Source organism: Cupriavidus sp. 05T313 (assembly GCF_056396665.1).
Genome location: NZ_JBFTLX010000049.1, coordinates 1 through 24,480, shown reverse-complemented (window position 1 = coordinate 24,480; position 24,480 = coordinate 1). Strand labels below are relative to the sequence as shown.

26 protein-coding genes are annotated in these 24,480 nt (G+C 67.8%); 14 read left to right on the top strand and 12 right to left on the bottom strand.

The window, feature by feature from the left end; genetic code table 11:
• Window positions 1–30: 30 nt before the first annotated feature.
• The gene (locus AC1DKD_RS13705; RefSeq protein ID WP_441636838.1) at window positions 31–1,341 is read right to left on the bottom strand and encodes an MFS transporter; all 1,311 of its coding nucleotides are present in this window, start codon (window positions 1,339–1,341) and stop codon (window positions 31–33) included.
• A gap of 341 nt (window positions 1,342–1,682) precedes the next feature.
• On the opposite strand from AC1DKD_RS13705, the gene AC1DKD_RS13700 reads away from it, so the two are divergent.
• The 3 genes from AC1DKD_RS13700 to AC1DKD_RS13690 all read left to right on the top strand — a co-directional run bounded on the left by AC1DKD_RS13700 (window position 1,683) and on the right by AC1DKD_RS13690 (window position 4,026).
• Window positions 1,683–2,621: a LysR family transcriptional regulator gene (locus tag AC1DKD_RS13700; protein WP_441637276.1), complete on the top strand. Its 939-nt coding sequence runs from the start codon at window positions 1,683–1,685 to the stop codon at window positions 2,619–2,621.
• 107 nt (window positions 2,622–2,728) lie between these two features.
• Entirely contained in the window at window positions 2,729–3,646 is a 918-nt protein-coding gene (locus AC1DKD_RS13695) for a LysR family transcriptional regulator (RefSeq protein ID WP_035873173.1), read from the top strand.
• On the top strand, window positions 3,643–4,026 hold the full coding sequence (locus AC1DKD_RS13690) for a DUF2784 domain-containing protein (protein ID WP_441637278.1): 384 nt from the start codon (window positions 3,643–3,645) through the stop codon (window positions 4,024–4,026). Before AC1DKD_RS13695 ends, AC1DKD_RS13690 begins: the two co-directional genes overlap by 4 nt.
• 13 nt (window positions 4,027–4,039) lie before the next feature.
• Here the strand turns inward: AC1DKD_RS13690 and AC1DKD_RS13685 are convergent, their stop codons facing one another.
• The 6 genes from AC1DKD_RS13685 to AC1DKD_RS13660 all read right to left on the bottom strand — a co-directional run bounded on the left by AC1DKD_RS13685 (window position 4,040) and on the right by AC1DKD_RS13660 (window position 10,762).
• On the bottom strand, window positions 4,040–4,855 hold the full coding sequence (locus AC1DKD_RS13685; RefSeq protein ID WP_441637280.1) for a crotonase/enoyl-CoA hydratase family protein: 816 nt from the start codon (window positions 4,853–4,855) through the stop codon (window positions 4,040–4,042).
• Window positions 4,852–6,531, bottom strand: a complete 1,680-nt coding sequence (locus AC1DKD_RS13680) for a long-chain-fatty-acid--CoA ligase (protein ID WP_441637282.1) — start codon at window positions 6,529–6,531, stop codon at window positions 4,852–4,854. The genes AC1DKD_RS13685 and AC1DKD_RS13680 overlap by 4 nt, the downstream gene beginning before the upstream one ends.
• 85 nt (window positions 6,532–6,616) lie before the next feature.
• The gene (locus AC1DKD_RS13675) at window positions 6,617–7,393 is read right to left on the bottom strand and encodes an enoyl-CoA hydratase-related protein (protein ID WP_045239312.1); all 777 of its coding nucleotides are present in this window, start codon (window positions 7,391–7,393) and stop codon (window positions 6,617–6,619) included.
• Between the two features lie 92 nt (window positions 7,394–7,485).
• Complete coding sequence (locus AC1DKD_RS13670; protein WP_441637284.1) at window positions 7,486–8,307, bottom strand: SDR family oxidoreductase; 822 nt, start codon at window positions 8,305–8,307, stop codon at window positions 7,486–7,488.
• 528 nt (window positions 8,308–8,835) lie between these two features.
• Window positions 8,836–9,357: a GntR family transcriptional regulator gene (locus tag AC1DKD_RS13665; RefSeq protein ID WP_477143372.1), complete on the bottom strand. Its 522-nt coding sequence runs from the start codon at window positions 9,355–9,357 to the stop codon at window positions 8,836–8,838.
• Window positions 9,358–9,400: 43 nt separating this feature from the next.
• Window positions 9,401–10,762: a C4-dicarboxylate transporter DctA gene (locus AC1DKD_RS13660; RefSeq protein ID WP_441637264.1), complete on the bottom strand. Its 1,362-nt coding sequence runs from the start codon at window positions 10,760–10,762 to the stop codon at window positions 9,401–9,403.
• 475 nt (window positions 10,763–11,237) lie between these two features.
• Here AC1DKD_RS13660 and AC1DKD_RS13655 point away from each other — a divergent pair, with 475 nt between their 5' ends.
• The 5 genes from AC1DKD_RS13655 (at window position 11,238) to AC1DKD_RS13635 (ending at window position 15,841) form a co-directional block, all read left to right on the top strand.
• On the top strand, window positions 11,238–12,503 hold the full coding sequence (locus AC1DKD_RS13655) for an allantoate amidohydrolase (protein ID WP_441637260.1): 1,266 nt from the start codon (window positions 11,238–11,240) through the stop codon (window positions 12,501–12,503).
• Window positions 12,504–12,570: 67 nt separating this feature from the next.
• Complete coding sequence (locus tag AC1DKD_RS13650; protein ID WP_441637258.1) at window positions 12,571–13,839, top strand: M20/M25/M40 family metallo-hydrolase; 1,269 nt, start codon at window positions 12,571–12,573, stop codon at window positions 13,837–13,839.
• A gap of 349 nt (window positions 13,840–14,188) precedes the next feature.
• The gene (locus tag AC1DKD_RS13645) at window positions 14,189–14,668 is read left to right on the top strand and encodes a carboxymuconolactone decarboxylase family protein (RefSeq protein ID WP_441637256.1); all 480 of its coding nucleotides are present in this window, start codon (window positions 14,189–14,191) and stop codon (window positions 14,666–14,668) included.
• Window positions 14,665–15,132: a GNAT family N-acetyltransferase gene (locus AC1DKD_RS13640; RefSeq protein WP_441637254.1), complete on the top strand. Its 468-nt coding sequence runs from the start codon at window positions 14,665–14,667 to the stop codon at window positions 15,130–15,132. The genes AC1DKD_RS13645 and AC1DKD_RS13640 overlap by 4 nt, the downstream gene beginning before the upstream one ends.
• Before the next feature lie 28 nt (window positions 15,133–15,160).
• Window positions 15,161–15,841, top strand: coding sequence for an FMN-dependent NADH-azoreductase (locus AC1DKD_RS13635; RefSeq protein WP_441637252.1), 681 nt, complete (start codon window positions 15,161–15,163; stop codon window positions 15,839–15,841).
• A gap of 48 nt (window positions 15,842–15,889) precedes the next feature.
• Here the strand turns inward: AC1DKD_RS13635 and AC1DKD_RS13630 are convergent, their stop codons facing one another.
• Window positions 15,890–16,525 (bottom strand): GNAT family N-acetyltransferase, encoded by a 636-nt coding sequence (locus tag AC1DKD_RS13630; protein WP_441637250.1) that lies wholly within the window; start codon window positions 16,523–16,525, stop codon window positions 15,890–15,892.
• Between the two features lie 199 nt (window positions 16,526–16,724).
• Here AC1DKD_RS13630 and AC1DKD_RS13625 point away from each other — a divergent pair, with 199 nt between their 5' ends.
• Window positions 16,725–17,630, top strand: a complete 906-nt coding sequence (locus AC1DKD_RS13625) for a LysR family transcriptional regulator (protein ID WP_477102470.1) — start codon at window positions 16,725–16,727, stop codon at window positions 17,628–17,630.
• 150 nt (window positions 17,631–17,780) lie between these two features.
• Complete coding sequence (arsC, locus tag AC1DKD_RS13620; RefSeq protein ID WP_035873204.1) at window positions 17,781–18,140, top strand: arsenate reductase (glutaredoxin); 360 nt, start codon at window positions 17,781–17,783, stop codon at window positions 18,138–18,140.
• A 115-nt stretch (window positions 18,141–18,255) separates the two neighbouring features.
• On the opposite strand, the gene AC1DKD_RS13615 is transcribed toward arsC, so the two are convergent.
• The 3 genes from AC1DKD_RS13615 to AC1DKD_RS13605 all read right to left on the bottom strand — a co-directional run bounded on the left by AC1DKD_RS13615 (window position 18,256) and on the right by AC1DKD_RS13605 (window position 20,005).
• Window positions 18,256–18,483 carry a hypothetical protein gene (locus tag AC1DKD_RS13615; protein WP_035873207.1) on the bottom strand — a complete coding sequence of 76 codons (228 nt, stop codon included), beginning with the start codon at window positions 18,481–18,483 and terminating at the stop codon, window positions 18,256–18,258.
• A 178-nt stretch (window positions 18,484–18,661) separates the two neighbouring features.
• Entirely contained in the window at window positions 18,662–19,309 is a 648-nt protein-coding gene (locus tag AC1DKD_RS13610) for a 3'-5' exonuclease family protein (protein ID WP_441637333.1), read from the bottom strand.
• Window positions 19,310–19,354: 45 nt separating this feature from the next.
• Entirely contained in the window at window positions 19,355–20,005 is a 651-nt protein-coding gene (locus tag AC1DKD_RS13605; RefSeq protein ID WP_441637335.1) for an MBL fold metallo-hydrolase, read from the bottom strand.
• Between the two features lie 314 nt (window positions 20,006–20,319).
• Here AC1DKD_RS13605 and AC1DKD_RS13600 point away from each other — a divergent pair, with 314 nt between their 5' ends.
• The gene (locus tag AC1DKD_RS13600; RefSeq protein ID WP_441637337.1) at window positions 20,320–21,090 is read left to right on the top strand and encodes a septal ring lytic transglycosylase RlpA family protein; all 771 of its coding nucleotides are present in this window, start codon (window positions 20,320–20,322) and stop codon (window positions 21,088–21,090) included.
• Between the two features lie 84 nt (window positions 21,091–21,174).
• Here AC1DKD_RS13600 and rsmI read toward each other — a convergent pair whose 3' ends face one another.
• Window positions 21,175–22,110: a 16S rRNA (cytidine(1402)-2'-O)-methyltransferase gene (gene rsmI, locus AC1DKD_RS13595; RefSeq protein WP_441637339.1), complete on the bottom strand. Its 936-nt coding sequence runs from the start codon at window positions 22,108–22,110 to the stop codon at window positions 21,175–21,177.
• 39 nt (window positions 22,111–22,149) lie between these two features.
• Here rsmI and AC1DKD_RS13590 point away from each other — a divergent pair, with 39 nt between their 5' ends.
• From AC1DKD_RS13590 to AC1DKD_RS13580, 3 genes are all read left to right on the top strand, one after another.
• On the top strand, window positions 22,150–22,518 hold the full coding sequence (locus AC1DKD_RS13590) for a YraN family protein (RefSeq protein WP_441637341.1): 369 nt from the start codon (window positions 22,150–22,152) through the stop codon (window positions 22,516–22,518).
• Between the two features lie 98 nt (window positions 22,519–22,616).
• On the top strand, window positions 22,617–23,204 hold the full coding sequence (locus AC1DKD_RS13585) for a phosphoheptose isomerase (protein WP_035873219.1): 588 nt from the start codon (window positions 22,617–22,619) through the stop codon (window positions 23,202–23,204).
• A gap of 96 nt (window positions 23,205–23,300) precedes the next feature.
• Window positions 23,301–24,125 carry a BON domain-containing protein gene (locus AC1DKD_RS13580; RefSeq protein ID WP_441637343.1) on the top strand — a complete coding sequence of 275 codons (825 nt, stop codon included), beginning with the start codon at window positions 23,301–23,303 and terminating at the stop codon, window positions 24,123–24,125.
• Window positions 24,126–24,480 lie beyond the last annotated feature (355 nt).

Here is a 24,480-nt window from a genome sequence, read left to right as displayed (position 1 = left end):
TGGCTACGAAGCGGCAGGGGAGGAAAGGCTTTAGTCTTCTCGGGTTTCGCGGATCGTCAGCACCGCGAGGATGGTCACCGCGCCGCAGGCCATCATGTAGAAGGCCGGCGCCATCGGGTTGCCAGTCTTGGCCAGCATCCAGGTGACGATGAACTGGCAGGAGCCGCCAAACACCGTCACGCCCACCGCATAGATCACCGACAGGCCGCTGGCGCGCACCTTGGCCGGCAGGAGTTCCATCATCATCAGCAGCATCGGCGTGGAGCCCAGGTAGACGCTGGCGGTCAGCAGCGCGGACAGCGACAGCACCAGCGGCACGCTCGGGTAATGGGTCATCAGCCAGAACGCCGGATAGAGGCACACCAGCGTAAAGACCATCGAGCCCAGCACCAGCGGCTTGCGGCGCGGCAGGCGGTCGGCCAGGGTGCCGGCCAGCAGCGACATCACCAGGCACACCACACCCGTCACGCAGCCCGAGAGCAGCGACAGCGACGGCGGCAGATGCAGTTCCCGGATCATGTAGGTGGGCATGAAATACACCACCAGATAGGTGGCGACCGTGCCGCCGATGATGGTCAGGATGCCCTTGACCACGGTGCCGCCATGCTCGCGGAACAGCGTGCCGAGCGGGCTTGGGGCGTGCGGCTGGGCCGTGTGCGTCTCGTCCAGGTGCGCACGGATATACAGCCCCACCGGCGCGATCAGCAGGCCCAGCACGAAGGGCACGCGCCAGCCCCAGCTCTCCAGCGACGCCTGCGGCAGCACGCCATAAAGAATGGCGGCCGTGAGCGCGCCCAGCGTCGCCGCGATGCCCTGGCTGCCAAGTTGCCAGCTGACGCGAAAGCCGCGGCCCTTGACGCCGCCGGATTCCATCAGCATGGCGGTGGAAGCGCCGATCTCGCCGCCCAGCGAAAAGCCCTGCAGCAGGCGGCCGGCCACGATCATCAGCGGGCCGAACAGCCCGGCGAAAGCGTAGGTCGGGGCGAAGGCAAGGCACAGCGTGCCGAGTACCATCAGGCCGATGGTCAGCGTCATGGCGGCCTTGCGTCCGTGGCGGTCCGCGTAGTTGCCGATCACGAAGCCGCCCAGCGGCCGCATCACGAAGCCGATGCCGAACGTCGCCACCGCCAGCAGCAGCGAGCCGTAGGCGCTGCCGGACGGAAAGAACAGCTTGCCGATCAGCAGGGCGAAGAAGCTGTAGACGGTGAAGTCGTACATTTCCAGCGCATTGCCGATCGAGCAGGCGGCGATCAGGCGGAACTGGCTCTGGCGGGCCGGGCTGGCGGATATTGCCTGGGCAGGCGCCAGAGAAGGCGCGCCAGGCAGGGTGGCATCGTTCATGTCGGTGTCTCCACGAACTGGGTTGGGGGATCGGGCCGTGGAGGCCGGCGGTTGCCTGCGTCCAGCGTAGGGAATGTGGAATCCCTGGCGATGAAGTATTCAGGCAAACACGGCAAGCCAAAAATCATATATTTTCATCCTGATAACCAAATGGCATCGCCGTCATAACCAGGGTTGCGCCGCTATCGGTAGAAGTACGGAGAAGCCTTGTGCCACGCGGCATCGCGGCGCAGCGCCGGGTACGCGCGCGCGTGCCTGGAGCGCCCCACGCGCACGGCCGCGGGGCGTGGCGCACCGGCGCGGGGCACCGAAAAAAAACAGGAAAACAGGGAAAGGGAAAGATGAAGCTGCAGCAACTGCGCATCCTGCTGGCGGTAGCCCAGCACGGCAGCATCCACGAAGCCTCGCGCAGCCTGCATGTGTCGCAGCCGGCGCTGTCCAAGGCCATCGCCGAACTGGAACGCGAACTCGGCGTCACGCTGATGTCGCGTTCCGTGCGCGGCGTCAGCCTGACCGCCTACGGCGTGGCGCTGGTCAAGCGCGCCAGCCTGGTCGAGCAGGAGCTGCGCCACGCGCTGGAAGACATCGAAGCGATCCGCGGCCACGCCGACGCGCAGCTCAATATCGGCCTGACCGCCGTGGCCTCCAGCGGGCCGCTGCCCGATGCCATGGCCGCCTTCCGCAAACGCTTTCCCAATGTCGCGCTGCGCGGCTTCGAGCTGCGCCCGCAGCAGATCCTCGAAGGCCTGCGCGAAGGCCGGCTCGACCTTGGCCTGATCTCCACCAACAGCGGCCCCGGCACCGGCGCCTTCCAGTGGGAGCCGCTGTTCTCCACCGGCATGTCGCTGGCGGTGCGTGCCGGCCATCCGCTGCGGCGGGTACGCCGGCTGCGGCCGCTGCTCGACGCCGACTGGCTCGTCCTCGACCCGCTCGACGACCCCGGCAGCCCGCTGGCCAGCCTGATGCGCCTGCATCGGCTGGACATGCCCAAGCGCATCGTGCAGAGCGCTTCCAACCTGCTCGGCCTGCAACTCGCCACGCGCACCGACCTGATCAGCATGTGGTCGGACTTCGTGTTCGACGGCACCGGGCCGCTGCGGCTGGATCCCGCGTCGCTGGTGCGCCTGCCGATCAGCGACGAACTGCCGGAGTTCCGGGTGTTCCTGGTGTACCGGTCCGAAGACCTGATGACGCATGCGTGCGCGGAGTTCAGCAAGGAGGTACGGCATCGGGCGCAAGGGATGCCGCGGGGGCGGCCGGCGGTGCGCGGGCGCCCCTGAGCGCGGTTGCCGCAGGTCCCATGCGCCCCGGCGAATTGCGCCCATAGCACCGCGCGCATGCGTGGCGGCCTCCCATGCGCCACAATGACGCTCAGGAGACACACAGCATGGACAAGCTAAAGCAAATCGAAGCCTTTATCGCGGTCGTCGAGCACGGCAGCATGGCCGCCGCCGCCCTGACGCAGGGCGTGACGCCGGTGATGATCGGGCGCCGCATCAATGCGCTGGAGGCGCGCATCGGCGTGAAGCTGCTGCACCGCTCGACGCGGCGCATCGTGGTGACGGAGCAGGGCGCGGCCTTCATGGAGCAGTGCAAAAAGGCGCTGGCCGATCTCGACCGTGCCGAGATGCTGATCGCGGAAGGCAAGCACAAGGCAACCGGGCACCTGATCGTGTCGGCCCCGGCGGCGTTCGGTCGCAAGCACGTGGCGCCGCACGCGCCGGCGTTCCTGGCGGCGAATCCGGAGGTGCAGATCTCCTTCAACCTGACCGATCGCGTGGTGGACCTGGTGCGCGAGGGTTACGACGTGGGCATCCGCATCGGCGGCGCCATCGATCCGAATTTCGTCGCCATCAAGCTGGCCACCAACAAGCGCGTGGTGTGCGGCACGCCCGCCTACTTCGCGCGCTACGGCGTGCCGCAGACGCTGGACGACCTGGCCCAGCACAACTGCCTGGCGTTCAACCTGCAGGGCGGCCAGCAGCGCGGCTGGTATTTCCAGCAGGACGGCAAGACCGTGACGGTGCGCGTGAACGGGAACCTCGATTGCAACGACGGCGAACTGCTGCACCGCTGGACCGGAGAGGGACTGGGACTGGGCTGGCGTTCCACGTGGGAAATCCTCTCGCAACTGGAGAGCGGCGAACTGATCACCGTGTTGGACGAGTACGCGCTGCCCGACTACGACATCCTTGCGGTGTACCCGCAGCAGCGTCCGGTGCCGGCCAAGATCCGTTTCTTTATCGAGCACCTGAAGGCGGCGTTCGCGGTGCCGGGCTACTGGACGGGGCGGCAGGGGCGATGATGGCGGCGTGGCTGGCGGACGCGGTCGTCCTGCTGCACCTTGCCTTTATCGTCTTCGCGATGCTGGGCGGCGTGCTGGTGCTGCGCTGGCCGCGCCTGGCATGGCTGCACTTGCCGGCGGCGGCATGGGGCGTGGTGGTGGAGTGGAGCGGGTGGATCTGCCCGCTCACGCCGCTGGAAAACGCGCTGCGCCAGCGCGCCGGCCTGCAAGCCTACGGGGGCGACTTCATCCAGCACTACGTTCTGCAACTGATCTACCCCGACGGTCTCACGCGCGAAATCCAGATCGTGCTCGGCGCCCTGGTGCTTGCGCTGAACATGGCTGTCTACTTCGCGCTCTACCGCCGCGTGCGGCGCCGGCGCGCCAACGCTCGCGCGTGAGCCCGCGCGGCGACTACGGCGCGGTCTTGAACACCGGCGCCCGCTTCTCCATATTGGCGCTCACCGCCTCCCGCTGGTTGGCGCCGCCGATGAGGCGGTCCTGTTCCACCGATTCGGCCAGCAGGATGGCGGCGCCATCGCCGTCTTCGCTCACCTGCATCAGGCGCTTGGCGGCGCGGATCGCGTCCGGGCTGCGGTTGGCGATGTCGCGCGCCGTGGCCAGCGCCGTCGCGCGCGGATCGTCCACCACGGCCGTGGCAAGGCCCAGCGCGCAGGCTTCTTCTGCGTTGACGATGCGTCCGCTATAGATCAGTTCGCGCAGGCGGTCCGGGCGTACCAGTCCGCGCATCAGCAGCATGCCGGCCATGTCGGGCACCAGGCCCCACTTGATTTCCATCACCGACATGCGCGTGTCCGCGCCGACGTAACGCAAGTCAGCGCCGAGCGCCACCTGCAGGCCGCCGCCGAACGCGACGCCGTGGACCGCGGCAATCACGGGTACCGGCAATTCGCGCCACACCATGCACGCGAACTGCGGCCGGTTGGAGATGCCATGGGTGCGCGCCGCAAGACGGCCGGCGGCGACGGCGTCGCTGCCGCCACCCAGTCCGGCCATGCTTTGCATATCGAGACCCGCGCAAAAGGCACGGCCTTCGCCGGACAGCACCACCGCGCGCAGGCCGGGCTCGCGCGCGAGCCGCTGGCCGGTTTCGATCAGCGCGTCGAACATGGCGGGATCGAGCGCGTTCATCTTGTCGGGGCGGTTGAGCCTGACCTCGGCCACGCCGTCTTCGATGGTCAGGATGATGCGTTCGCTGCTGGTGCTCATGTTGCGTTACTCCTTGCTTGAATGGGTTCCTGCGCCGTGGGCAGGACATAGTCTTTGAATTGCTCCCGCAGCTTCACCTTGAGCAGCTTGCCGGTGGCCGTGTGGGGCAGGGAATCGACAAAGGCGACATCGTCGGGCACCCACCACTTCGCTACCCTGGCGGCGAGGAAATCGAGCAGTTCGGCGGCACTGACTTCGGTGCCGGGGCGGCGCACCACCACCAGCAGCGGCCGCTCCTGCCACTTGGGATGCGGCACGCCAACCACCGCCGCCTCGGCCACGGCGGGATGACCCATGGTGGCGTTCTCCAGATCGATGGAAGAAATCCATTCGCCGCCGGACTTGATCACGTCCTTGGCGCGGTCCACCAGTTGCACATAGCCGTCGGCATCGATATTGGCAACGTCGCCGGTGTCGAACCAGCCATCGGCATCGAGCGCGTCATTTTCGGCCTTGAAGTAGGCCGAGGCGATCCACGGCCCGCGCACCTTCAGCCGGCCGAAAGCGTGGCCGTCGTGCGGCAGTGCGTTGCCCTGGTCGTCCTCGATGCGCAGGTCCACGCCCCACAGCGCGCGGCCCTGCTTGAGCTTGACCTTCAACTGCTCCTGCGCGCCGAGTTCCCGGTGCTTGGGCAGCAGGGTGCTGATCACGCCGATCGGGCTGGTTTCCGTCATGCCCCAGCCCTGGATGAAGCGCGCGCCGAACTGCTGCTCGAAGCGCTCGATCATCGCTGCGGGCGCGGCCGAGCCGCCCACGCCGGCGAGCTTCAGCCCGAGCGAGCGCGGGTCGATCTCCGGGTGCGCGTCGAGATACTGGAACAGCATCAGCCACACGGTGGGCACCGCGGTGGAGAAGGTCACGCGCTCGTCGCGCAGCATGCGGTAGACGCTTTCGCCGTCCAGATGCTGGGCAGGCAGCACCATCTTGGCCCCGGTCATGGCACAGGCGTAGGGCATGCCCCAGGCGTTGGCATGGAACAGCGGCACAACCAGCAGGATGGCGCTGTCCACGCCTACGCCGAAGGTGTCGGAAGCACAGGCCTTGAGGCTGTGCAGCACGGTGGAGCGGTGCGAATACAGCACGCCCTTGGGGTTGCCGGTGGTGCCCGAGGTATAGCAAAGGGACGACGCGGTGCGCTCGTCGAACTGCGGCCATGCGTAATTCTCGTTGCCGGCGTCGATCAGGTCTTCATAGCACAGCAGGCTCGGCAGTCTGCCGGCAAGGCCGAGCGCGTCGGTGCCGGCGCGGTCGGTCATCGCCACGTAGTGCGTGACCGACGTCAGGCGCGGCGCAAGCTGCATCACCAGCGGCGCGAAGCACGGATCGAAGAAGAGCACGCGGTCTTCAGCGTGGTTGATGATGTAGTCGATCTGCTCGGGGAACAGGCGCGGGTTGACGGTATGCAGCACCACGCCCGCGCCGGATACCCCAAAGTACAGCTCCAGGTGACGGTGCGTATTCCACGCCAACGTGCCGACGCGATCGCCCTGTGCGACGCCGAGTCCGGCGAGCGAGCTGGCGATGCGCCTGGCGCGGTTGTGTACCTCGGCATAGTCGGTGCGCACCGTGCCGCCCTCGATCGTGCGCGACACGATCTCCTGCAGCGGGTGGTACAGCGCGGCGTACTCGATCAGGGAAGAAATCAGCAACGGACGGTCTTGCATGAGGCCTAGCATGATGCGCGTCTCCTGGTTTCGGCATTGTGGTGCGATGCGTAGTCAACATAACGGCGGTGGCATCACCGTCCGGCGTGCGAGAGTTTCAGCGCCCCTTGAATGCCGGCTTGCGCTTCTCCAGGAACGCCGCCACGCCCTCCTTGAAGTCCTCGCTCTTCGACGCGCGCGATTGCATCGTGGCTTCGCGTTCGAGCTGCGTGGGCAGGTCGCTCTCCAGGCTGGCGTTAAGTGCTTCCTTGATCAGGCCATAGGCAAAGGTAGGCATCTGCGCGAGGTGGGCCGCCAGCTTCGCGGTCTCGGCGGGCAGGGCTTCGTCTTCATGCACCTTCCACACCAGGCCGATGCGGTGGGCTTCCTCGGCGTCGATCTTCTCGGCCAGGATGGCCAGCGCGCGCGCGCGCATCTCGCCCGCGTAGCGCGGCAGGAAGTAGGTGCTTCCCGCATCGGGCACCAGGCCGATCTTCGAGAACGCCTGCAGGAACGACGCGGAGCGGCCGGCCAGTACCACGTCGCCGGCCAGCGCCAGGCTCATGCCGGCGCCGGCCGCCACGCCGTTGACCGAGGTGATGACAGGCTTGGGCATATTGCGCAGCGCCAGGATGATCGGGTGATAGCGCTCGCGCAGCAGCGTGCCGGAGTCCTTGAGTTCGGCCTGGCGCCCGGCGAGATCCGCGCCTGCGCAAAAGCCACGGCCATTGGCGGTGAGCACGACCGCGCGTACAGCTTCGTCCTGCGCGGCACGCTCGACCGCGGCGCGCAGCTCTGCCATCAGCTCCGCATTGAGCGCGTTGAGCACGTCGGGGCGGTTCAGGGTGATGGTGGCCACGCCTTCGGCGGCGTGATAGAGCACGGGCGATGTCATTGGTTGTCTCCTTGATTGATGTGTCTTGATGCAGGTGTCTTGATGCGCTAATGCGCTAATGCGCCGGTGCCGCTGCGGACCGGCGCGCGGGTTCAGGCAGCCTTGCCGGGCGCCTTGGGCGGTTGCAGCGCATCGGCCGAAGCGTCGCCCAGCTTGCTGCCGCCGTCGCAGTCCACGATGGTGCCCGTGATATAGCGCGCGTTGTCGGTGGACAGGAACAGCGCGGTGTTGGCGATATCGCTCTTGTCGCCGTAGTCGCGCAGCGCCAGGCGCGCCTTGAAGCGCGCCTCCATCTCCGGCGTGGGCGCGAGCCGCGCCATGCCTTCGGTCCCGGCGATGGGGCCGGGCGAGATGCCGTTGACGCGCACGCCCGCCGGGCCCCATTCCATCGCCAGGCATTTCACCAGCATATTGATGCCGGCCTTGGCGGCGCACACATGGGCCTGGAACATCATGGCGTTGACCGCCTGCGGCGCGGTGATGGCGATCAGCGAAGCGCCGGGGGCGTTGAGGAAGGCAAAGCAGGCGCGGAAGACATTGAAGGTGCCGATCAGGTCGATATCCACCACGGTCTTGAAGCCGTTGGCCGACATGCCCAGCGCCGGCGCGACAAAGTTGCCGGCCGCGCCCGAAATCACGATATCGATCGGCCCGAGTTCATCGCGCGCGCGTGCCAGCGCCGCTTCCACCGCGGCGTAGTCGCGCACATCGGCCGCCATGCCGAGCGCGCTGCCGCCGGCATCGTTGATGGTGGCCGCCGCCGCCGCGATGCGCTCGGGGTCGCGGCTGACCAGCGCCAGCCGCGCGCCGGCTTTCGCGAAGTGCTGGGCGATGCCCAGGTTGATGCCGGACGAGGCGCCGGCGATAAACACGACCTTGCCGGCCAGGACGTCGTCTCGGAACGCGTTGGACATGGGTTTCCCTCCCTGGGTTGGGTTGGATGATGAAAGCGGATGGCCCGGCAAGCGAGTCGGGCTGGAAGGTCAGTCGCGGCCGCGCGGGCCGGACGAGGGCGAAGTGCGCCCGGCGGCGTGGAGCGGCCGGGCCGGGACTGCGGAAAGCGGCATGGAACGGGTCATGTCTGTCTCCTGTCTTCCTGTCTTTTAAGCGGCCTCTGACTTGGGCCTCCGACATCCTACTCCGATGCCGCGATTCGATCACGTACGGATGTGGCAATGAAGGCGCGCGTGGCACGCAACAAGGTGGGTGGGAGCAGGGCGGGGGCGGCAGGCGGGCAGGCGCGCGGAAAAGCGCCGCGCAAAAGAAAAAGCCCGCACCCAGGCCGGCGTGCGGGCTGCCGTCGCAAGGGACGGGCCATATGTCATGAAGCGCGCCCCCGCATCTTCATGACGGGGTCCATGATGGTGCAAAGGCGCGGTGCCCGCCTTGACCCAGGTCAAGCGCTTGCCACGGGCGCGGCAAACGATGGCCTCGGGATGGCCTCAGGCCAGCAGCGCCGTCACCAGGTCCTTGCCGTGGGCGGCCGGCACCTGGTCGAAATGCAGTGCTGCCTCGACGTGGCCCAGGTGCTCCACCATCAGCGTCACGGCGCGTTCGGTGTCGCCGGCGCGAGCCGCCTCGATAAACTCGCGATGTTCATCGGAAGAGCAGGCGGCATCGCGGCGGGACTGGTAGAGCATGGTGATCACGGCACTGCGCATCGACGCCACGAATTCACGCGCCAGCGCGGCCTCCAGGATGCGGCGCACCGCGAACACTTCGCGCGCCTCCTCGGCGCTGGGCTTGGCCACGAAGGCGCCTTTGTCCGGCACGATCTGGATGAGCTTGTCCTTGGACAGCATCAGCAGCGCGGCGCGCACCTTGGTGCGGCTGACGCGGTAGACGCTCGCCAGGGCCTCCTCGCGCAGCTTGGTGCCGGGCGGCAGGCGGTGCGAAACGATGGCCGCGACAATGTCTTCGGCGATCGCTTCGGCGGTCATGGCAGGATCGATATGCTCGGGCATGGTTGCGCACTTGCGCTGCGTCTCAGTGAGGAATGCCGAGATTCTAGCGCCCCGCGGCCGCGCCGGGCAGCGGGGATGCCCCGGGGGTGGCCAGGGCGCCTTCGTGCGGCGCCGGCGCAAGGCCCGCGTCGAGGTCGGTGGCGTCGATCTTGCCGTTGAGCACGTCGTGGGCGCGAGCCCGGTCGATGTCCTTCTCCCAGGCGGCTACCACCACGGTCGCCACGCAGTTGCCGATCAGGTTGCCCACGGCGCGGGCGATGCCGATGAACCAGTCCACCGACAACACCAGCACCAGGCCGATGGCGGGAATCGCCGGGTGCGCCGACAGCGTGGCCGCCAGGATCACGATGGCCGAGCCGGGAATGCCGTGCGCGCCCTTGGACGTGACCAGCGCCACCGCCAGAATGCCCAGCAGGTCGCCCAGCGCCAGCGGCGTATTGGTGGCCTGGGCGATGAAGACCGCGGCCAGCGTCAGGTAGATGGAGAAGGCGTCGAGGTTAAAGGAGTATCCGGTGGGGATCACCAGCCCCACCACCGATTTCTTGATGCCCATGAATTCGAGCTTCTTCATGATCTGCGGCAGCACGCTGTCCGACGACGCGGTGCCCAGCACCACCAGCAGTTCGGCGCGCAGGTAGCGGATCAGCTTGATCACCGAGAAGCCGCACAGGCGCATCACCGTGCCCAGCACCACCAGCACGAACAACATCACCGCGCCGTAGAACACCACTACCAGGTAGCCGAGTTGCTTGAGCGAGCCGATGCCATACTTGCCCACGGTAAAGGCCACCGCGCCCAGCACGCCCAGCGGCGCCAGCTTGATGATGAAGCCCATCATCTTGAACAAGGTGTGCGAGAAGGTGTCGATCATCGACACCAGCGGCCGGCCGCGCTCGCCCACCAGCGACAGCGCGCAGCCGAACAGGATCGACACCAGCAGCACCTGCAGCACGTCGCCGCTGGCGAACGCGCCCATCACCGTGCTCGGAATCAGCTTGAGCAGGAAGTCCACCATGCCGGCGCTCTTGACCTTTTCGGCGGAGTCCACGTAGGCCGACATCGCCGATGCGTCGAGCGAGGCCGGGTTCACGTTCATACCGGTGCCGGGATGGAAGATATAAGCCAGCGCGATGCCCAGCGCCAGCGCGATGGTGGTGACCACCTCGAAATACAGCACCGCCTTGATGCCGACCCGGCCCACCTTCTTCAGTTCGCCGGCGCCGCAGATGCCGGCCACCACCACGCAGAAGACGATTGGCCCGATCAGCATCTTGATCAGCTTGATAAAGGCGTCGCCAAGCGGCTTGAGCTTGGCGGCGAACTCGGGGAAGAACAGGCCGAGTGCAGTGCCCAGCACCAGGGCGATCAGCACCTGGCCAAACAGGGAGCGGGTGAAACGGGTAATAGCGGACTGCGGGCGGGCGGAAGCGGACCGCGGCTGGACTGCTGGGTGCATCGTTGTCTCCATGCGGACGCGTCCTAGACTTTGGCTGGCGCGTCCTGTCATTGCTGCAGGAATTGCCGGTTGCCCGCGTGGCGGGACGGCCGGTCTGACGTGCCGGGCGCGTGGCCGGGTGAGGGCTGCGGCGCTTCGTGGATTGGCCCTCCTGTTGGAGCGGAATCCACGCAACTCGCTGTCCGGATCGGATTGTCCGCAGCGAATTGTCGGAACGTGGAAGCCAATATAGTGCATATCATTTTTGTATGCAATTTTTGAATTCACTGTGCTACCATGAATCGCACAGAATAGAGCTCTCGGACGAGAGTCAAGGCGCACCGGGACGGTCCGGCGACGCCGGCCCGGCAACCAAGGCACCGCTGGCGCGGCGCTTGCATGATCCGGCGCCATCGCATTCGCGCACTTCCAGCAGGAGACACGCATGGCAGCAACCCTCACGCCCGCTACCGAAACCGCGGCGCGCATCATGGCCTGGGCAGATACCCTGGCCGTCCATACCGAGCAGCCCGGCATGCTCACCCGCACTTATCTCACCGAGGCCCACCACGGCGCCGCCGCGCAGCTGGCCGAGTGGATGCGCGAAGCCGGCATGACGGTGCGCCGCGATGCCGCCGGCAACGTGATCGGCCGCTATGAAGGCACGGCGCCCGGCGCACCGGCGCTGCTTACCGGTTCGCACTTCGACACCGTGCGCGACGGCGGCCGCTACGACGGCAACCTCGGCGTGATCCTGCCGGTCGCCTGCGTGGCCGAGTGGAACCGCCAGGGCAAGCGTTTTCCGTTCGCCATCGAAGTGGTTGGCTTTGCCGAGGAGGAGGGCGTGCGCTTCAAGGCCACGCTGCTGGGCAGCCGCGCCATCGCCGGCACCTTCGACACCAACGTGCTCGACAATGTGGACGACTCCGGCAAGACCATGCGCGAAGTGATGCGCGCGGCCGGTTTCGACCCTGCCGGCCTGCCTGCCGCCGCGCATCGGCGCGAGCAGGTGCTGGCCTTCGTGGAAGTCCATATCGAGCAAGGCCCGGTACTGCTTAATGAAGGGTTGCCGCTGGGCGTGGTGACCGCGATCTCCGGCGCCACCCGTTTCATCGTCGAATTCGAAGGGCTGGCCGGCCACGCCGGCACCGTGCCGATGGACATGCGCCGCGATGCGGCCATGGCCGGCGCGGAGATCGGCCTGTATATCGAGCGCCGCTGCGGTGGCCTGCCGGGCCTGGTGGGCACCATCGGCCAGTTCAACGTGCCCAACGGCGCCGCCAATGTGGTGCCAGGCCGCGCGGTGATCTCCATCGACATCCGCGCCGGCGAAGACGCCGTGCGCCAGGCTGCCGTCAACGACGTGCTGGCGGAGATCGAACGCGTGTGCGCCCGCCGCAATGTGCGTGTGACGGTCCGCAAGACCCATGAAGCCGTGAGCGTGCCGTGCGCGCCCTGGCTGCAGACGCAATGGGCGGATGCCATTGCCCGCCAGGGACTGCCGGTGCGGCACCTGCCCTCGGGCGCCGGGCATGACGCCATGGCCATCGCCGCCATCGCCGACGTGGCGATGCTGTTTGTGCGCTGCGGCAACGGCGGCATCAGCCACCACCCCACCGAGATCATGACTGCTGAAGACGCCGCCAGTGCTGCCGCCGTGTTCAGCGATTTTGTCGAGCATTTCGACAAGTCTTCCGCACGGCAGCAATAAGCGGCGCGGCCAGGCGCCAGCGTCCCCGATCCTGAGAAACCTTCAGATTTTGATTCAGAGATAAAACATGACCGCACGAGACAACGTGAACCCGCTGCAGACCACGCTCACCAACTTCATCGACGCCCAGCGCCCCGCGCAGGAAGCCTTCCTGGCCGAACTGGTCAAGGTGCCGTCCGACAACCCGCCGGGCGACTGCGATGCGCACGGCAAGCGCGCCAAGGTGCTGCTCGAAGGCCTGGGCTTCAAGGTGGAAGCGCACAAGGTGCCTGACGAACTGGTCAAGGCCGCCGGCATGATCAGCGCCACCAACCTGCTGGTGCGCAAGACCTTCGGCAAGGGCGGTCCCACCATCGCCATGAACGCGCACGGCGACGTGGTGCCCCCCGGCCTGGGCTGGACCAAAGACCCGTACGGCGGCGAGATCGCCGACAGCGAGCACGGCCCGGTCATGTACGGCCGTGGCGTGGCCGTGTCCAAGTCGGACTTCGCCACTTACACCTACGCCGTGCTGGCGCTGATGGAAGCCGAGAAGCAAGGCGCCAAGCTCAACGGCACGCTGGAACTGCAGTTCACCTACGACGAGGAAACCGGCGGCGACATCGGTCCCAAGTTCCTGCTCGACCAGGGCCTGAGCAAGCCCGACTACGCCATCTCGGCGGGCTTCTCCTACGGCATCACCTCGGCCCACAACGGCTGCCTGCACGTGGAAGTCACGGTGAAGGGCAAGCAGGGCCACGCTGCAATGCCGCACACCGGCGTGGACGCCATCGAGGCTGCCACCCACATCCTGCAAGCCATCTATGGCCTGCGCGCCGAACTCGCCACGCGCAAGTCGAAGACGCTGGGTATCGACACCGCCACGCTGAACGTCGGCCTGATCAAGGGCGGCATCAACACCAACGTGGTGCCCGACCTGGTGACCTTCCGCGTCGACCGCCGCATGATCCCCGAGGAAATCGGCTTTGACGCCGAAGGCGAACTCCGCGCCGTGGTCGAGAAGGCCGCCAGGGACCGTCCGGGCATCGAGGTCAAGGTCGAGCGCATCATCCTGGCCGAGCCGCTGTCGGAACTGCCGGGCGTGGAGAAACTGATCGGCGCCCTCAAGGGCCGTGCCGAGGAAGTGTTCGGCGTGGAGATCCCGGTGCAGGGCGTGCCGCTTTACACCGATGCGCGCCACTACACCAAGTACGGTATCCCCACCGTGCTGTACGGCGCCGGCCCGCGCACGCTGATGGAAGCGCGCGGCCACAACTCGGATGAGAACCTGCGGCTGAACGACCTGAACCGTGCCACCAAGGTGGTGGCGCTGGCGCTGTCGGACCTGATTGGCTGATGGCTGGCTTCCCCTCCCGCCCGCGGGAGGGGTCGGGGATGCGGGCAGGCGCTTGCCATGCCGCATCCCCGCAACCCTTTGCAGGCAAATTATTCTCAAGAAGAATAACTTTGCCCTGTACAATCAATTTTAAATTCATTAGCGGCATTGCTAATTCAGAAGATCGGCCGCGACTTTCTTCTCCCTCCGCTCCTGCCATCCGCTTGAGCCGGTAACGCCTCCGCATTCCCCAGCAAAACCTCCGCATCACCCGCCGTGCCGACCACTTGCGCTTGATATCAGTGCTCTTATATTATGTTCGTGCTCTGATATACATTGAATCCTCGCAACGTCCCAAGGAGAGATGCGCATGCCGACCCACGCCCGCATGGAGTACACCGATTTCACCAACACCGCCCCTGCCGTAGCCGCCGCCCTGCGCGCCTTGTCCAAGGCCGTGGACGACGCCGGCCTGGACAAGTCCCTGACCGAACTCATCAAGCTGCGCGCCTCGCAGATCAACGGCTGTGCGTTCTGCGTGCAATTCCACCTCAATGCGGCGCGGGGGCTGGGCGCTGACCAGCGCAAGCTGGACCTGGTGGCGGCATGGCGCGATGCCGGGATCTTCAGCGCCCGCGAGCAGGCCGCGCTGGCCTGGACGGAAGCGTTGACGAAGCTGAGCGCGGAAAGTGCTTCCGACGCTGTCTACGTCCAGGTGGCCGGGCAATTCCCCGCGGGCGAACTCGCTCACCTGAGCGCGGCCATCGCCAACATCAACGCCTGGAACCGGATCGCGGTGGGCTTGCGCTTCTCGCCGCCGGCACCGGCGCAGCCCCGGAGCGCCGCATGAACGCCCCCGCGCAAGACGCCACGCAGGCTGGCGATCGCGAGCCGATCCGCTACGTGGACAATGAAGCCGGGGTGCTGGCGTGTTTCCCGCTGATGCATCAACTCCGCCCGCACCTTGCGTCGCCCGAAGAATTTGTGGCACGCTGGCGCCGCCAGGTGGCGGCAGGCTATCGCCTGCTAGCGCTGTGGCAGGGCGGGCGGCCGGTGGCCTTGGCCGGCTTCCGCTTGCAGGACAACCTCGTGCACGGCGTGCATTTCTACGTGGACGACCTCGTCACCGACGAGTCCGCGCGCAGCGGCGGGTACGGCCACCTGCTGATGAACCGGCTCAAGGACGAGGCGCGCGCGCTGGGCTGCGCCAAGCTGGTGCTGGATACGCCGCTGACCAATGTGCTCGGTCACCGCTTCTATTACCGCAACGGCCTGCTGGCCTCCGCGTTGCGCTTCAATATCGCGCTTGCCTGACACGGCCAATCCCGGTGACCGGAGAACCATGACCAAGCTCCTGCATATCAGCGCCAGCGCACGCGGCGAGTCCTCGCTGAGCCGGCAGGCCGCCTCGCGGGTGCTGGCGCAAATCAGGCAGTGCCATCCCGCGCTGACGGTAAGCGAGCGCGACCTTGGCAGCGAACCGCCGCCGCATCCGCCGGCGGCGCTCGTCGAGGCCAGCCTGATGCCGGCGGAGGACCGCGGCGCCGCCGAGCTTGCGGCGCTCGCGCACTCGGAGACGCTGATCGCGGAACTGGAGGCCGCCGAGTTCGTGTTGATCTCCACGCCGATGCACAACTTCACCGTGCCATCCGCGCTCAAGGCGTGGATCGATCATGTGGTGCGGATCAACCGCACGTTTCGTAGCACGCCGGCTGGCAAGGCCGGGCTGCTCGCCGACCGGCCGGTATGGCTGCTCATTACCTGTGGCGGGCCGCTCGATGAAGGCCCCGCGGCCCAGCGCGATTTCCTCACGCCTTACCTGCAGTACGTGCTGGCCTGCATCGGCCTGACCCGTTTCGAAGCGCTGCGGCTGGACCAGATGCGACGCGGCGGCGAACACGTCGCACGCGGCATGGCGCGCGTCGATGCGTGGGCCGGACACCTCGCGCAGCAGCTGAATGGCGCCGGTGGCGGAGCGGCCCGTCCGGACGGCAGCGATCGGCGAGCGCCCCGAACCGGCTGAGCCGCGTCTGCGGCCCGAGTATCCTCCGGCGCATAGCCGGTGCCGTGCCTACCGTCTGGCCGCGCGCTCCACCGGCAGCGTCTCATCGCCATCGCCCAGCGAGCGCTGCATCAGCACCGTATCGATCCACTGGCCATGCTTGAAGCCAACCGACTGCAGCCGGCCGATGGTGCGGAAACCCACCCGCTCGTGCAATGCCAGCGAGCCCGCGCCCTCGCCGCTGGCGGTGCAGGCCACCACTGCCACCATCTGCCGCCACGGGCCGCTTTCGCAGCGCGATACCAGCGCGGCAAGCAACGCCAGCCCCAGGCCCTGGCCACGGAAGCGCTCGTCGATGTAGACCGAATCCTCGATGGCGAAACGGTAGGCGCTGCGTGTCCGGTAGGCGGAAGCATAGGCATAGCCCAGCACTTCGCCGCCGCGCTCGGCCACCAGGTAGGGCAGCCCCTGGCGTTTCACCTCCGCGTGGCGCAGCCGCATATCGTCCACGCCCGGCTCGACTTCCTCGAACGAAGCGCGTCCGTGGCGCACATGGTGGGCATAGATCGCCTGGATGGCGGGGATGTCCGCGGCGGTGGCGTCGCGGATCGAAGGGCTGGCGCAGGCCTGGACGGCAGCGGTGGCGTTGGCCACGGCCAACGGCGTGGCGGAAGCAGCGCTGAGTGTGGCGAGAGGGGCTTTCATGGTGCTGGCGCGGCGCGCGGTCTGGGCAGGTGAGCCGGAAGGCAGATCGGATCCGGGTTGATGGCCGAACGTGGAGGGAAGCCGCGTTATCGGTGTTTATCGGAGCCAACCAGAGCGGCCCGACGCCGCTACCTTACCGTGCGCCGATGCTATAAAGGAAGCTTCGCTGACTTATGCGGCGCATAAGAATTTCTTTGCCATGCGGCATCTCAATCCAGACTTTCTGCAGGCCTTTGCCCTGGTTTGCGAACTGGGCAGCTTTTCGGCAGCCGCCGAGCGCCTGGGCCTGAGCCAGCCGGCGGTCAGCCTGCAGGTCCGCCAGCTCGAACAGCGTTACGGCCTGCGCCTGCTGGAAAGGGTGGGACGCCATGTGCTGCCCACCGCCGCCGGCGAGGACCTGCTGGCGCACGCGCGCGGCGTGGCGGGCGCGCTGGCCGCCGCCGACGACAGCATGGCGCGCCATGCCGGCGGAGCGGTAGGGCGGGTGCGGCTGGGCACTGGCGCCACCGCCTGCATCTACCTGCTGCCGGCAGTCTTGCGCGACCTGCGCCGCGCCATGCCGGCGCTGGAGATCGTGGTCAGCACGGAAAACACCGGCGAGGCGCTCAAGGCGGTGGAAGACAACGCGCTTGACCTGGCCTTCGTTACGCTGCCGGCCTCGGGCCGGATGTTCGACATCACGCCCGTGCTGGAAGACCCGTTCGTTGCCATCGGGCCGGCCGACGGCGATCCGTTGCCCGCCACCGTGGCGCCCGCCGATCTTGCCGGCCGGCCGCTGGTGCTGTTCTCGCCGGGTGGCAATACGCGCCGGCTGGTGGATGAGTGGTTCCTGCGCGCCGGCATCAGCGCGCGCCCTGTCATGGAGCTGGACAGCGTCGAAGCGATCAAGGAACTGGTCGGCGCCGGGCTGGGTTACTCGGTGCTGCCCGGCATGGCCTTGCCGCCCGGCCAGCCGCGCGCCCGCATCGCCGTGCGCCCGCTTGCGCCGCCGCTGGCGCGCACGCTGGCGCTGGTGCTGCGCCACGACAAGCCGCTGCGTGCCGGACTGCGCGCCACGGTGGCGGCCTTGCTGCGGCTGGCGCCGGAAAAGCACGGCGCGGACTGAACGGACATGCCCCGCCGCAGCGGGGCATGCGGGCGCGCGGCGCCGCTTGTATAGTGCGGGTTTCAGCCCCAGGCGCGCGGGCTCGCTCGGCCGGCCATCGCAATGCCAGCGCGCGCCGGGCCGCCCCGACACCGAACCAGGAGTACCGTCATGATCACCATCTATCACAACCCCCGTTGCTCGAAATCGCGCGAAACCCTGGCGCTGGTCGAGGCCGCCGCAACCCGGCTGGGCGAGCCCGTGGAGATCGTGGAGTACCTGAAGACGCCACCCACGCTGTCCACCCTCAAGCAGCTTCACACCATGCTGGGCGTGCCGGTGAGGGAGATGGTGCGCGACAACGAGGCGCCCTACAAAGAGCTGGGGCTGGCCGATCCGGGCCTGACCGATGCCGAGGTGCTGGGCGCGGTGGCCGACCATCCCATCCTGCTGCAGCGCCCGGTGGTGGTGCGCAACCGCCGCGCCGCGATTGGCCGTCCGCCCGAGAATGTGGCGCCCTTGCTGGCCTGAGCCAGGCTTGTCCCGGCCGCGGGCCCGGCAAACCGCGGCCCCTGAATAAAACCGGCCCCCACGCAAGGTGGGGGCCGGCCCGGTCAGGGAGGCTGTACTGCTTCAGGCGGGTCGTCTAAGGAACACCCAGCCAGTGCATGGCCTCCTGACCGAAAGCGATTGCCGCGAGGACCACCAGCAGGATCACCAGGGTCAGCGCGCTGACGTAAACAATGGCCTTGGCGACTTCGGCGTCGTCTTCGAGGGAGTGCGGGCGCGTGGATTCGCGCGTCGAGGGCGTCCCGTGCGGCCAGTGCAACCGGCCGGCCAACTGCCTGAGGTGCAGGTCGGGGTGGAAACGCATGGGCGACACCTCCTGGGCGTGGCACGCGAGGCCGTATATGGCTTGGCGACGCGGCCGCCCTGAGATCGGGTGGGTTCGAATGCCAGTTCGGATGCCATATACGTCTTAACTATAGCTGGCGCGCCACAGGATGCGAGGCCGGCGCATGCCGGCGCCGGGAATCCGCGCGTGAGCCGGTTCAGGCCGCGGGGGGAGCGGGCGGGCCGTCGCTTGCGGGCACGGCCTGTGCAGCGGCGAGCCTGGCCTCCCGGGCCTTCAATTCGGTAAGCATGTTGCAAAACAGCGCACCCTGCTCCAGCGCATCGTCCAGCGCCACATGGGTGTGCGGCAGCGGATCTTTCCATTCGGCCGGCAGCGCCGGCTTGACGGTCTTGCGGTAGGGCAGCCCGGTCATGGCGAATGCCATCGTCTTGATGTCAAGCGCCGCCCAGCCAAACGGCGAGCGGCCGGCGAAACGCATCATGTACCAGAACATCCAGGTGAAATCGAAGCCGGCCGGGAAGGCCACGAAGACTGGCTTGCCGGGCAGGCTCTCCACCCATTCCACGTAGCGCACCATGGCCCGCTCGGGCGGCTCCGGGTTCTGCCGGCAGGCTGCCCAGGCTTCCGGCTGGGTTTGCCACCACTGCATCTGCGCCGGATGCCCGGCGGCGCCCGGCAGCGTCTCCAGGTTGGCCGAGAAGGTGCTCACCACGGTCTTGTCCGCCAGCATCGCGGCGGAGGCGAAGGACAACATGGAGTGCGGGCCGGGGATCGGGCCGTCGGCTTCCACGTCGGTGCTCACATAGATTTCGGGGCGGGTGTCGGGTGCCTGTCGCTTGGCCATGGCATGCCTTGGAATAGGGATTCGGAAAGCGCGGCGTGCGGGGGCTCAGCCGACGTCGATCAGGTGGTCCGCCACATAGGGATTGTTCTTGCGCTCCTCGGCAAACGTGGAGACAGGCCCGTGGCCGGGCACGAAGGTTACGTCGCCGCCCAGCGGCCACAAATGGGTGCGGATCGAGCGGATCAGGTCGGCGTGGTTGCCGCGCGGGAAGTCGGTACGGCCGATCGAGCCCGCGAACAGTACGTCGCCCACGATGGCGAGCCGGTGCGCGCGCGAGAAAAACACCACGTGGCCGGGCGTGTGGCCGGGGCAATGGTAGACCTCCAGCGTCTCGCTGCCGAACTGCACGGTGTCGCCCGTGTCCAGCCAGCGCTGCGGCTCGAAGATCTCGGCGTGGCTAAAGCCAAAACGGCGCGTCTGCTCCGGCAATTGCTCGATCCAGAAGCGCTCGTCCTCGTGCGGCCCTTCGATCGGGATCCCAAGCTCGCGCGCCAGCGATGCCGCCCCGGCGCAGTGGTCCACGTGCCCGTGCGTGAGGAAGATCTTCTCCAGCGTCACGCCGTGTTCCTTGACCGCGGCATGGATGCGGTCAAGGTCGCCGCCGGGATCGGTCACCGCGGCGCGGCCAGTGGTCTCGTCGATCAGCAGCGTGCAGTTCTGCTGGAAGGGCGTCACGGGAATCAGTAGGACTTGCATGGAGCGAAAGTTGGAGGGGAGACAGGGAGCCAGGGCCGGATACGAGCGCCGCATGCACCACAAAAATCGAGGGCGAAGGATGGCTCGCGATCGGAACAGTGGTCGCATTGTAGCGTCGGGCCTGTAAAAAGGTGCCGCGCCCGACAGCGTCGGAAGGGCATGAAGCAATGCGCGAAGCACACCGCGAAAGCCTTGTCAGGACTGGCCTGGCGCCTGGCAAGCGCCGAATCGGGTACGGTTTGTGCCGCGCGTTACAGACAATTCGTAACAAAATCAAGGCCATAGGTGTAACTGCGTGATGCTAGACTCCCGCGATGCGTTGGTTACAACTCCCCCTTTCCCGCCCCGCGCGGATCGTCCGCCTGTGCGTGCATGCCACGTGCGCGCTGGCGCTTGCCGCTTGTGCGATCCCACCGGGCGATCAAACGCAGGAGGGCGTGCCCACCGCCGCCACGCCGGGGACTGCCAAGCCGGCCAAGCCTGCCAAAGTTGCCAAGGGCGAGAAAAACGGCGCCTCGGACAAAGCCCCGAAGGACAGCAGCAATGGCTGGGGCCTGTATCGCTGGGGCGGCGACGCGCAGGGGGATGGCGTGGGATCGTTCGAGGGCCTGCGGCCCGACCTGGGCTCCTATGAGCAGCGCGGCATGGCGTCCTGGTATGGCAAGGGTTTCCATGGCCGCAAGACGGCCAATGGCGAGCGCTTCGATATGCGGGCGATGACTGCCGCGCATCCCTCGCTGCCGCTCGATAGCTGGGTGCTGGTGCGCAACCTGCGCAATGGCAAGGTGGCGGTGGTCCGCATCAACGATCGCGGGCCGTATCACAGCAACCGCGTGCTCGACGTCTCTTTTGGCGCGGCCAAGCGCCTCGGTTTTACCGATCACGGCTCCACCCAGGTGGAGATCCGGCGCCTGTCGCGCTCCGAGGTAGCGGCGCTGGGGCCGCAGATCGCGCCGAGCGGCGACGATGCGGGCGATAGTGGCGACGATGCCACGACCGACTCCGAACTGGCCGACAACCCGGCCAGTCCCGTGCGCGCGGCCCGCAAGACGCGCAAGCCGGCGGCCCGGCGCAAGAGCCGCTGAGCCGGGATGCGGACCATGCAGGCATGCCAGGTCCGCGACGCCGTCGGCTTATGCGCCGATGCGGTCATCAGGCACCCGGACGATTCACTCGGTAGCCGCCTCGCCATCCCCGTCGCCCTCGCCGTGCCCCGCCCGCCGGGCCAGCGCCAGCCGGTACAGCGCATCGGTGGAAGCGCCGGTAATGGCGGCGGCGAGCTTGGCGGCCCGCTTGGCCGGCAACTCGGCCAGCAGCAGCTCCAGCACCTGCTGTGCGCGGGCGTCAGGCTGGCCGGCATCCGCTGCCTTAGCCGACGCGCCTTCCACCACCAGCACGAACTCGCCCTTGGCGCGCGATGCATCCGCGGCCAGCCAGGCTGGCGCCTCGCTCACCGGCAGCACCTTGATTTCCTCGAACAGCTTGGTCAGTTCGCGGCCAATCAGCAGCCGCCTGTCCGGCGGCAGCGCGGCGGCCAGCGCCGCCAGCGTGTCGGCAATGCGGTGCGGCGCCTCATAGACCACCCAGGCGTGATCGAGCGCGGCCAGTCCGGCGATGGCCTCGCTGCGCGCGCGCGCCTTGGACGGCAGGAAGCCGGCAAAGGTGAAACGTCCGTCGCCGCTGTCGAGCATCTCGCCCGCTACCGACAAGGCCGCCACGGCCGCGCTCGGGCCGGGCAGCGGCACCACCGCGTGGCCGGCCGCGCGCGCCGCTTCCACCAGCCGCGCGCCCGGATCGGAGATACCGGGCGTGCCGGCGTCGGACACGTAGGCAATGCGCTCGCCAGCGGCCAGCCGCGCGTTGATGCGCTCCGCCGCTTCGCGTTCGTTGTGCTCGTGCACCGCCAGCAGCGGGCGGTGCAGGCCAACGCGCGTGAGCAGCTGGCCGGTATTGCGGGTGTCCTCGCAGGCGATGGCGTCGGCCAGGCCGAGCACGTGCAGTGCCCGCAGGGAGAGATCGGCCAGGTTGCCGATCGGGGTAGCCACCACGTACAGGGTGCCGGACGGGTAGGACTGGCCGGCCGCCAGGGAGATCCAGTCAGTCATGCTTGAGAACTTCCGTTGAATCCATCATTCAAATCCACGATGTCCCCGGCACAGGCGCGGGGCGCTCGCGCCGAGGGACGCGCGCTGGCTTACCTGGAAAGGCAGGGCCTGGCGCTCGTGGTTCGCAATTATCGCTGCAAAGGCGGCGAGATCGACCTGATCATGCGCGAGGCCGACGGTACGCTGGTTTTTGTGGAAGTGCGCCAGCGCGCCAGCCGCGCCTTCGGCGGCGCGGCTGCCAGTGTCACACCGGCCAAGCAGCGGCGCATCCTGCTGGCCGCGGAGCATTACCTCGCCGCGCAGGCGGAACCAGGCGCCGCGCCGCGCTGCCGGCTCGATGTGGTGGCGCTGGAGCCGGGGCGGCTCGAATGGATTCGCGACGCCTTCGATGCCGGCGCGGCGCCATGAAGCGCGGGGGAGCCCGGGCGCCTGCGTCATAATGCGCAATATCTTGCGGCGCGTGCCGCATTTGAAAAGCGTTTGAAAACAAGAAGGCCGATCGAGCCATGCATATCGATAGCATCCAGCAGCATTTCTTCGACAGCGCAGAGACCAAGCGCCAGGCCGCGCCGCTGATGGCGCCCCACATCGCCGCGGCGATCGAGCGGCTGGTGGGCGCGCTCACCAGCGGCAACAAGATCCTGGTCTGCGGCAACGGCGGCTCGGCCTCCGACGCCCAGCATTTCGCCGCCGACCTGATCGGCCGCTTCGAGCGCGAGCGCCCCGGCCTGGCCGCGATCGCCCTGACGACCGACAGTTCGATCCTTACCGCCATCGGCAACGACTACGATTTCAGCCTGGTGTTCTCCAAGCAGGTGGAAGCCCTCGGCCAGCCCGGCGACGTGCTGCTCGCGATTTCCACCTCCGGCAACGCCGCCAACGTGCTCGCCGCGGTGCAGGCTGCCAAGCAGCGCGACATGAGCGTGGTGGCCCTGACCGGCATGGGCGGCGGCGAGCTCGCCGGCCTGCTGGACGAATTCGACGTCAACTTGTGCGTGCCCAGCGAGCGCGCCCCGCGTATCCAGGAAGTGCACCTGCTGACCCTGCATTGCCTGTGCGACGGCATCGACGAGGCGCTGCTGGGCGAGGGCTGAGCCCGCCGCCGATAGCGCCTCGCTTTCTCGCCCCTGAATTTCGCTCCCGAAGCAACCACAGCCCATTTTTGCCTCACCGCTACAAGCAAGGACCGCATGACGACTCTGCCCAACTCGCGTGAATCCCGCACCTCCCGGCCGGCCGGGACCCTGCCACGCCTGGCCCGCACCGCGACGATGGTGGCGGCACTGACCGTTGCGGCCACGCAGCTCACCGGTTGCTTCCCGGTCATCGCCGCCGGCGTGGCCAGTGGCGTGACCGTGGCCACCGACCGCCGGCCAACCACCACCCAGACCATCGACCGCGGCCTGCAGCTGGAGGCCGATAGCACGCTGAGTTCGCGCTACAACGGCCAGGCGCGCGTGAGCGTGTCGGTCTTTAACCGCAAGGTGCTGCTGACCGGCGAGGCCAAGGACGCCGCTGTCAAGCAGCAGATCGACAAATATGTGCGAGGCCTGCCCAACGCGCGCGAGGTGATCGACGAGCTCGAAATCGTGCCGTCGCCCTCGTTCGCCACGCAGAGCGAGGACACCTACATCACCAGCAAGGTCAAGACCATGCTGATCACCGCCGAAGGCGTGCCCTCGAACTCGATCAAGATCGTCACGGAGAAGGGTGTGGTCTACATGCTTGGCATCGTCACGCCGCCCGAAGGCGAACGCGCCACCGATGTGGCCCGCAATGCCAGCGGCGTCACCAAGGTGGTAAAGGCCTTCGACTATGTGACCGAAGCCGAGAGCGGCAGGCTCGACGCTGCCGCCACCGGGCGGACCACGCCGCCGGATACCACTTCCGGCACGCCCGCACCGGTGCAATCCGCGCCGCCCGCGCCAGAGGCGGCCCCTGGCGCCACGACCACCCCGGTCGCGTCGCCGGTAGCCTCGCCGGTGGCATTGCCGCCCGGCCGCAACCTGCCCTGAACGGCCGGCGCGTCGGGCCAGCCCTGGCTCCCGCGCCAGCCTGGCCGTGCGCCGCGTGCATTGCCGCGCGGCGTACCCATTACAGCGCCTCGCGCTGCGGCCGCAGTTTCAGGCGGCCGGTTCACGCGCCACTTCCCCGCCGCTCGCCGCCTTCTCCGGGCATCACCGGGCGCACTTCGATCTGAGGTTTTCGCATCACATGCGCGCGCCCGGTGTGTTAGGGTAGGCACGCCCTCGCGGCGCGATCCCGGAGCGAACACGATGATCCAGCCCCCCCTACTTGCCGCCTTGGCGGCGCTGGTGTTACTGGCCTTGCCCGGCGGCGCGCAAGCACAGGCGCCCGACGCCGCCGCGC

Bases quoted from the DNA above. Each gene is read 5' to 3' on its own strand.
- AC1DKD_RS13705 (WP_441636838.1), bottom strand. From the start codon at position 1,341: ATGAACGATGCCACCCTGCCTGGCGCGCCTTCTCTGGCGCCTGCCCAG.
- AC1DKD_RS13700 (WP_441637276.1), top strand. From the start codon at position 1,683: ATGAAGCTGCAGCAACTGCGCATCCTGCTGGCGGTAGCCCAGCACGGC.
- AC1DKD_RS13695 (WP_035873173.1), top strand. From the start codon at position 2,729: ATGGACAAGCTAAAGCAAATCGAAGCCTTTATCGCGGTCGTCGAGCAC.
- AC1DKD_RS13690 (WP_441637278.1), top strand. From the start codon at position 3,643: ATGATGGCGGCGTGGCTGGCGGACGCGGTCGTCCTGCTGCACCTTGCC.
- AC1DKD_RS13685 (WP_441637280.1), bottom strand. From the start codon at position 4,855: ATGAGCACCAGCAGCGAACGCATCATCCTGACCATCGAAGACGGCGTG.
- AC1DKD_RS13680 (WP_441637282.1), bottom strand. From the start codon at position 6,531: ATGCTAGGCCTCATGCAAGACCGTCCGTTGCTGATTTCTTCCCTGATC.
- AC1DKD_RS13675 (WP_045239312.1), bottom strand. From the start codon at position 7,393: ATGACATCGCCCGTGCTCTATCACGCCGCCGAAGGCGTGGCCACCATC.
- AC1DKD_RS13670 (WP_441637284.1), bottom strand. From the start codon at position 8,307: ATGTCCAACGCGTTCCGAGACGACGTCCTGGCCGGCAAGGTCGTGTTT.
- AC1DKD_RS13665 (WP_477143372.1), bottom strand. From the start codon at position 9,357: ATGCCCGAGCATATCGATCCTGCCATGACCGCCGAAGCGATCGCCGAA.
- AC1DKD_RS13655 (WP_441637260.1), top strand. From the start codon at position 11,238: ATGGCAGCAACCCTCACGCCCGCTACCGAAACCGCGGCGCGCATCATG.
- AC1DKD_RS13650 (WP_441637258.1), top strand. From the start codon at position 12,571: ATGACCGCACGAGACAACGTGAACCCGCTGCAGACCACGCTCACCAAC.
- AC1DKD_RS13645 (WP_441637256.1), top strand. From the start codon at position 14,189: ATGCCGACCCACGCCCGCATGGAGTACACCGATTTCACCAACACCGCC.
- AC1DKD_RS13640 (WP_441637254.1), top strand. From the start codon at position 14,665: ATGAACGCCCCCGCGCAAGACGCCACGCAGGCTGGCGATCGCGAGCCG.
- AC1DKD_RS13635 (WP_441637252.1), top strand. From the start codon at position 15,161: ATGACCAAGCTCCTGCATATCAGCGCCAGCGCACGCGGCGAGTCCTCG.
- AC1DKD_RS13630 (WP_441637250.1), bottom strand. From the start codon at position 16,525: ATGAAAGCCCCTCTCGCCACACTCAGCGCTGCTTCCGCCACGCCGTTG.
- AC1DKD_RS13625 (WP_477102470.1), top strand. From the start codon at position 16,725: ATGCGGCATCTCAATCCAGACTTTCTGCAGGCCTTTGCCCTGGTTTGC.
- arsC (WP_035873204.1), top strand. From the start codon at position 17,781: ATGATCACCATCTATCACAACCCCCGTTGCTCGAAATCGCGCGAAACC.
- AC1DKD_RS13615 (WP_035873207.1), bottom strand. From the start codon at position 18,483: ATGCGTTTCCACCCCGACCTGCACCTCAGGCAGTTGGCCGGCCGGTTG.
- AC1DKD_RS13610 (WP_441637333.1), bottom strand. From the start codon at position 19,309: ATGGCCAAGCGACAGGCACCCGACACCCGCCCCGAAATCTATGTGAGC.
- AC1DKD_RS13605 (WP_441637335.1), bottom strand. From the start codon at position 20,005: ATGCAAGTCCTACTGATTCCCGTGACGCCCTTCCAGCAGAACTGCACG.
- AC1DKD_RS13600 (WP_441637337.1), top strand. From the start codon at position 20,320: ATGCGTTGGTTACAACTCCCCCTTTCCCGCCCCGCGCGGATCGTCCGC.
- rsmI (WP_441637339.1), bottom strand. From the start codon at position 22,110: ATGACTGACTGGATCTCCCTGGCGGCCGGCCAGTCCTACCCGTCCGGC.
- AC1DKD_RS13590 (WP_441637341.1), top strand. From the start codon at position 22,150: ATGTCCCCGGCACAGGCGCGGGGCGCTCGCGCCGAGGGACGCGCGCTG.
- AC1DKD_RS13585 (WP_035873219.1), top strand. From the start codon at position 22,617: ATGCATATCGATAGCATCCAGCAGCATTTCTTCGACAGCGCAGAGACC.
- AC1DKD_RS13580 (WP_441637343.1), top strand. From the start codon at position 23,301: ATGACGACTCTGCCCAACTCGCGTGAATCCCGCACCTCCCGGCCGGCC.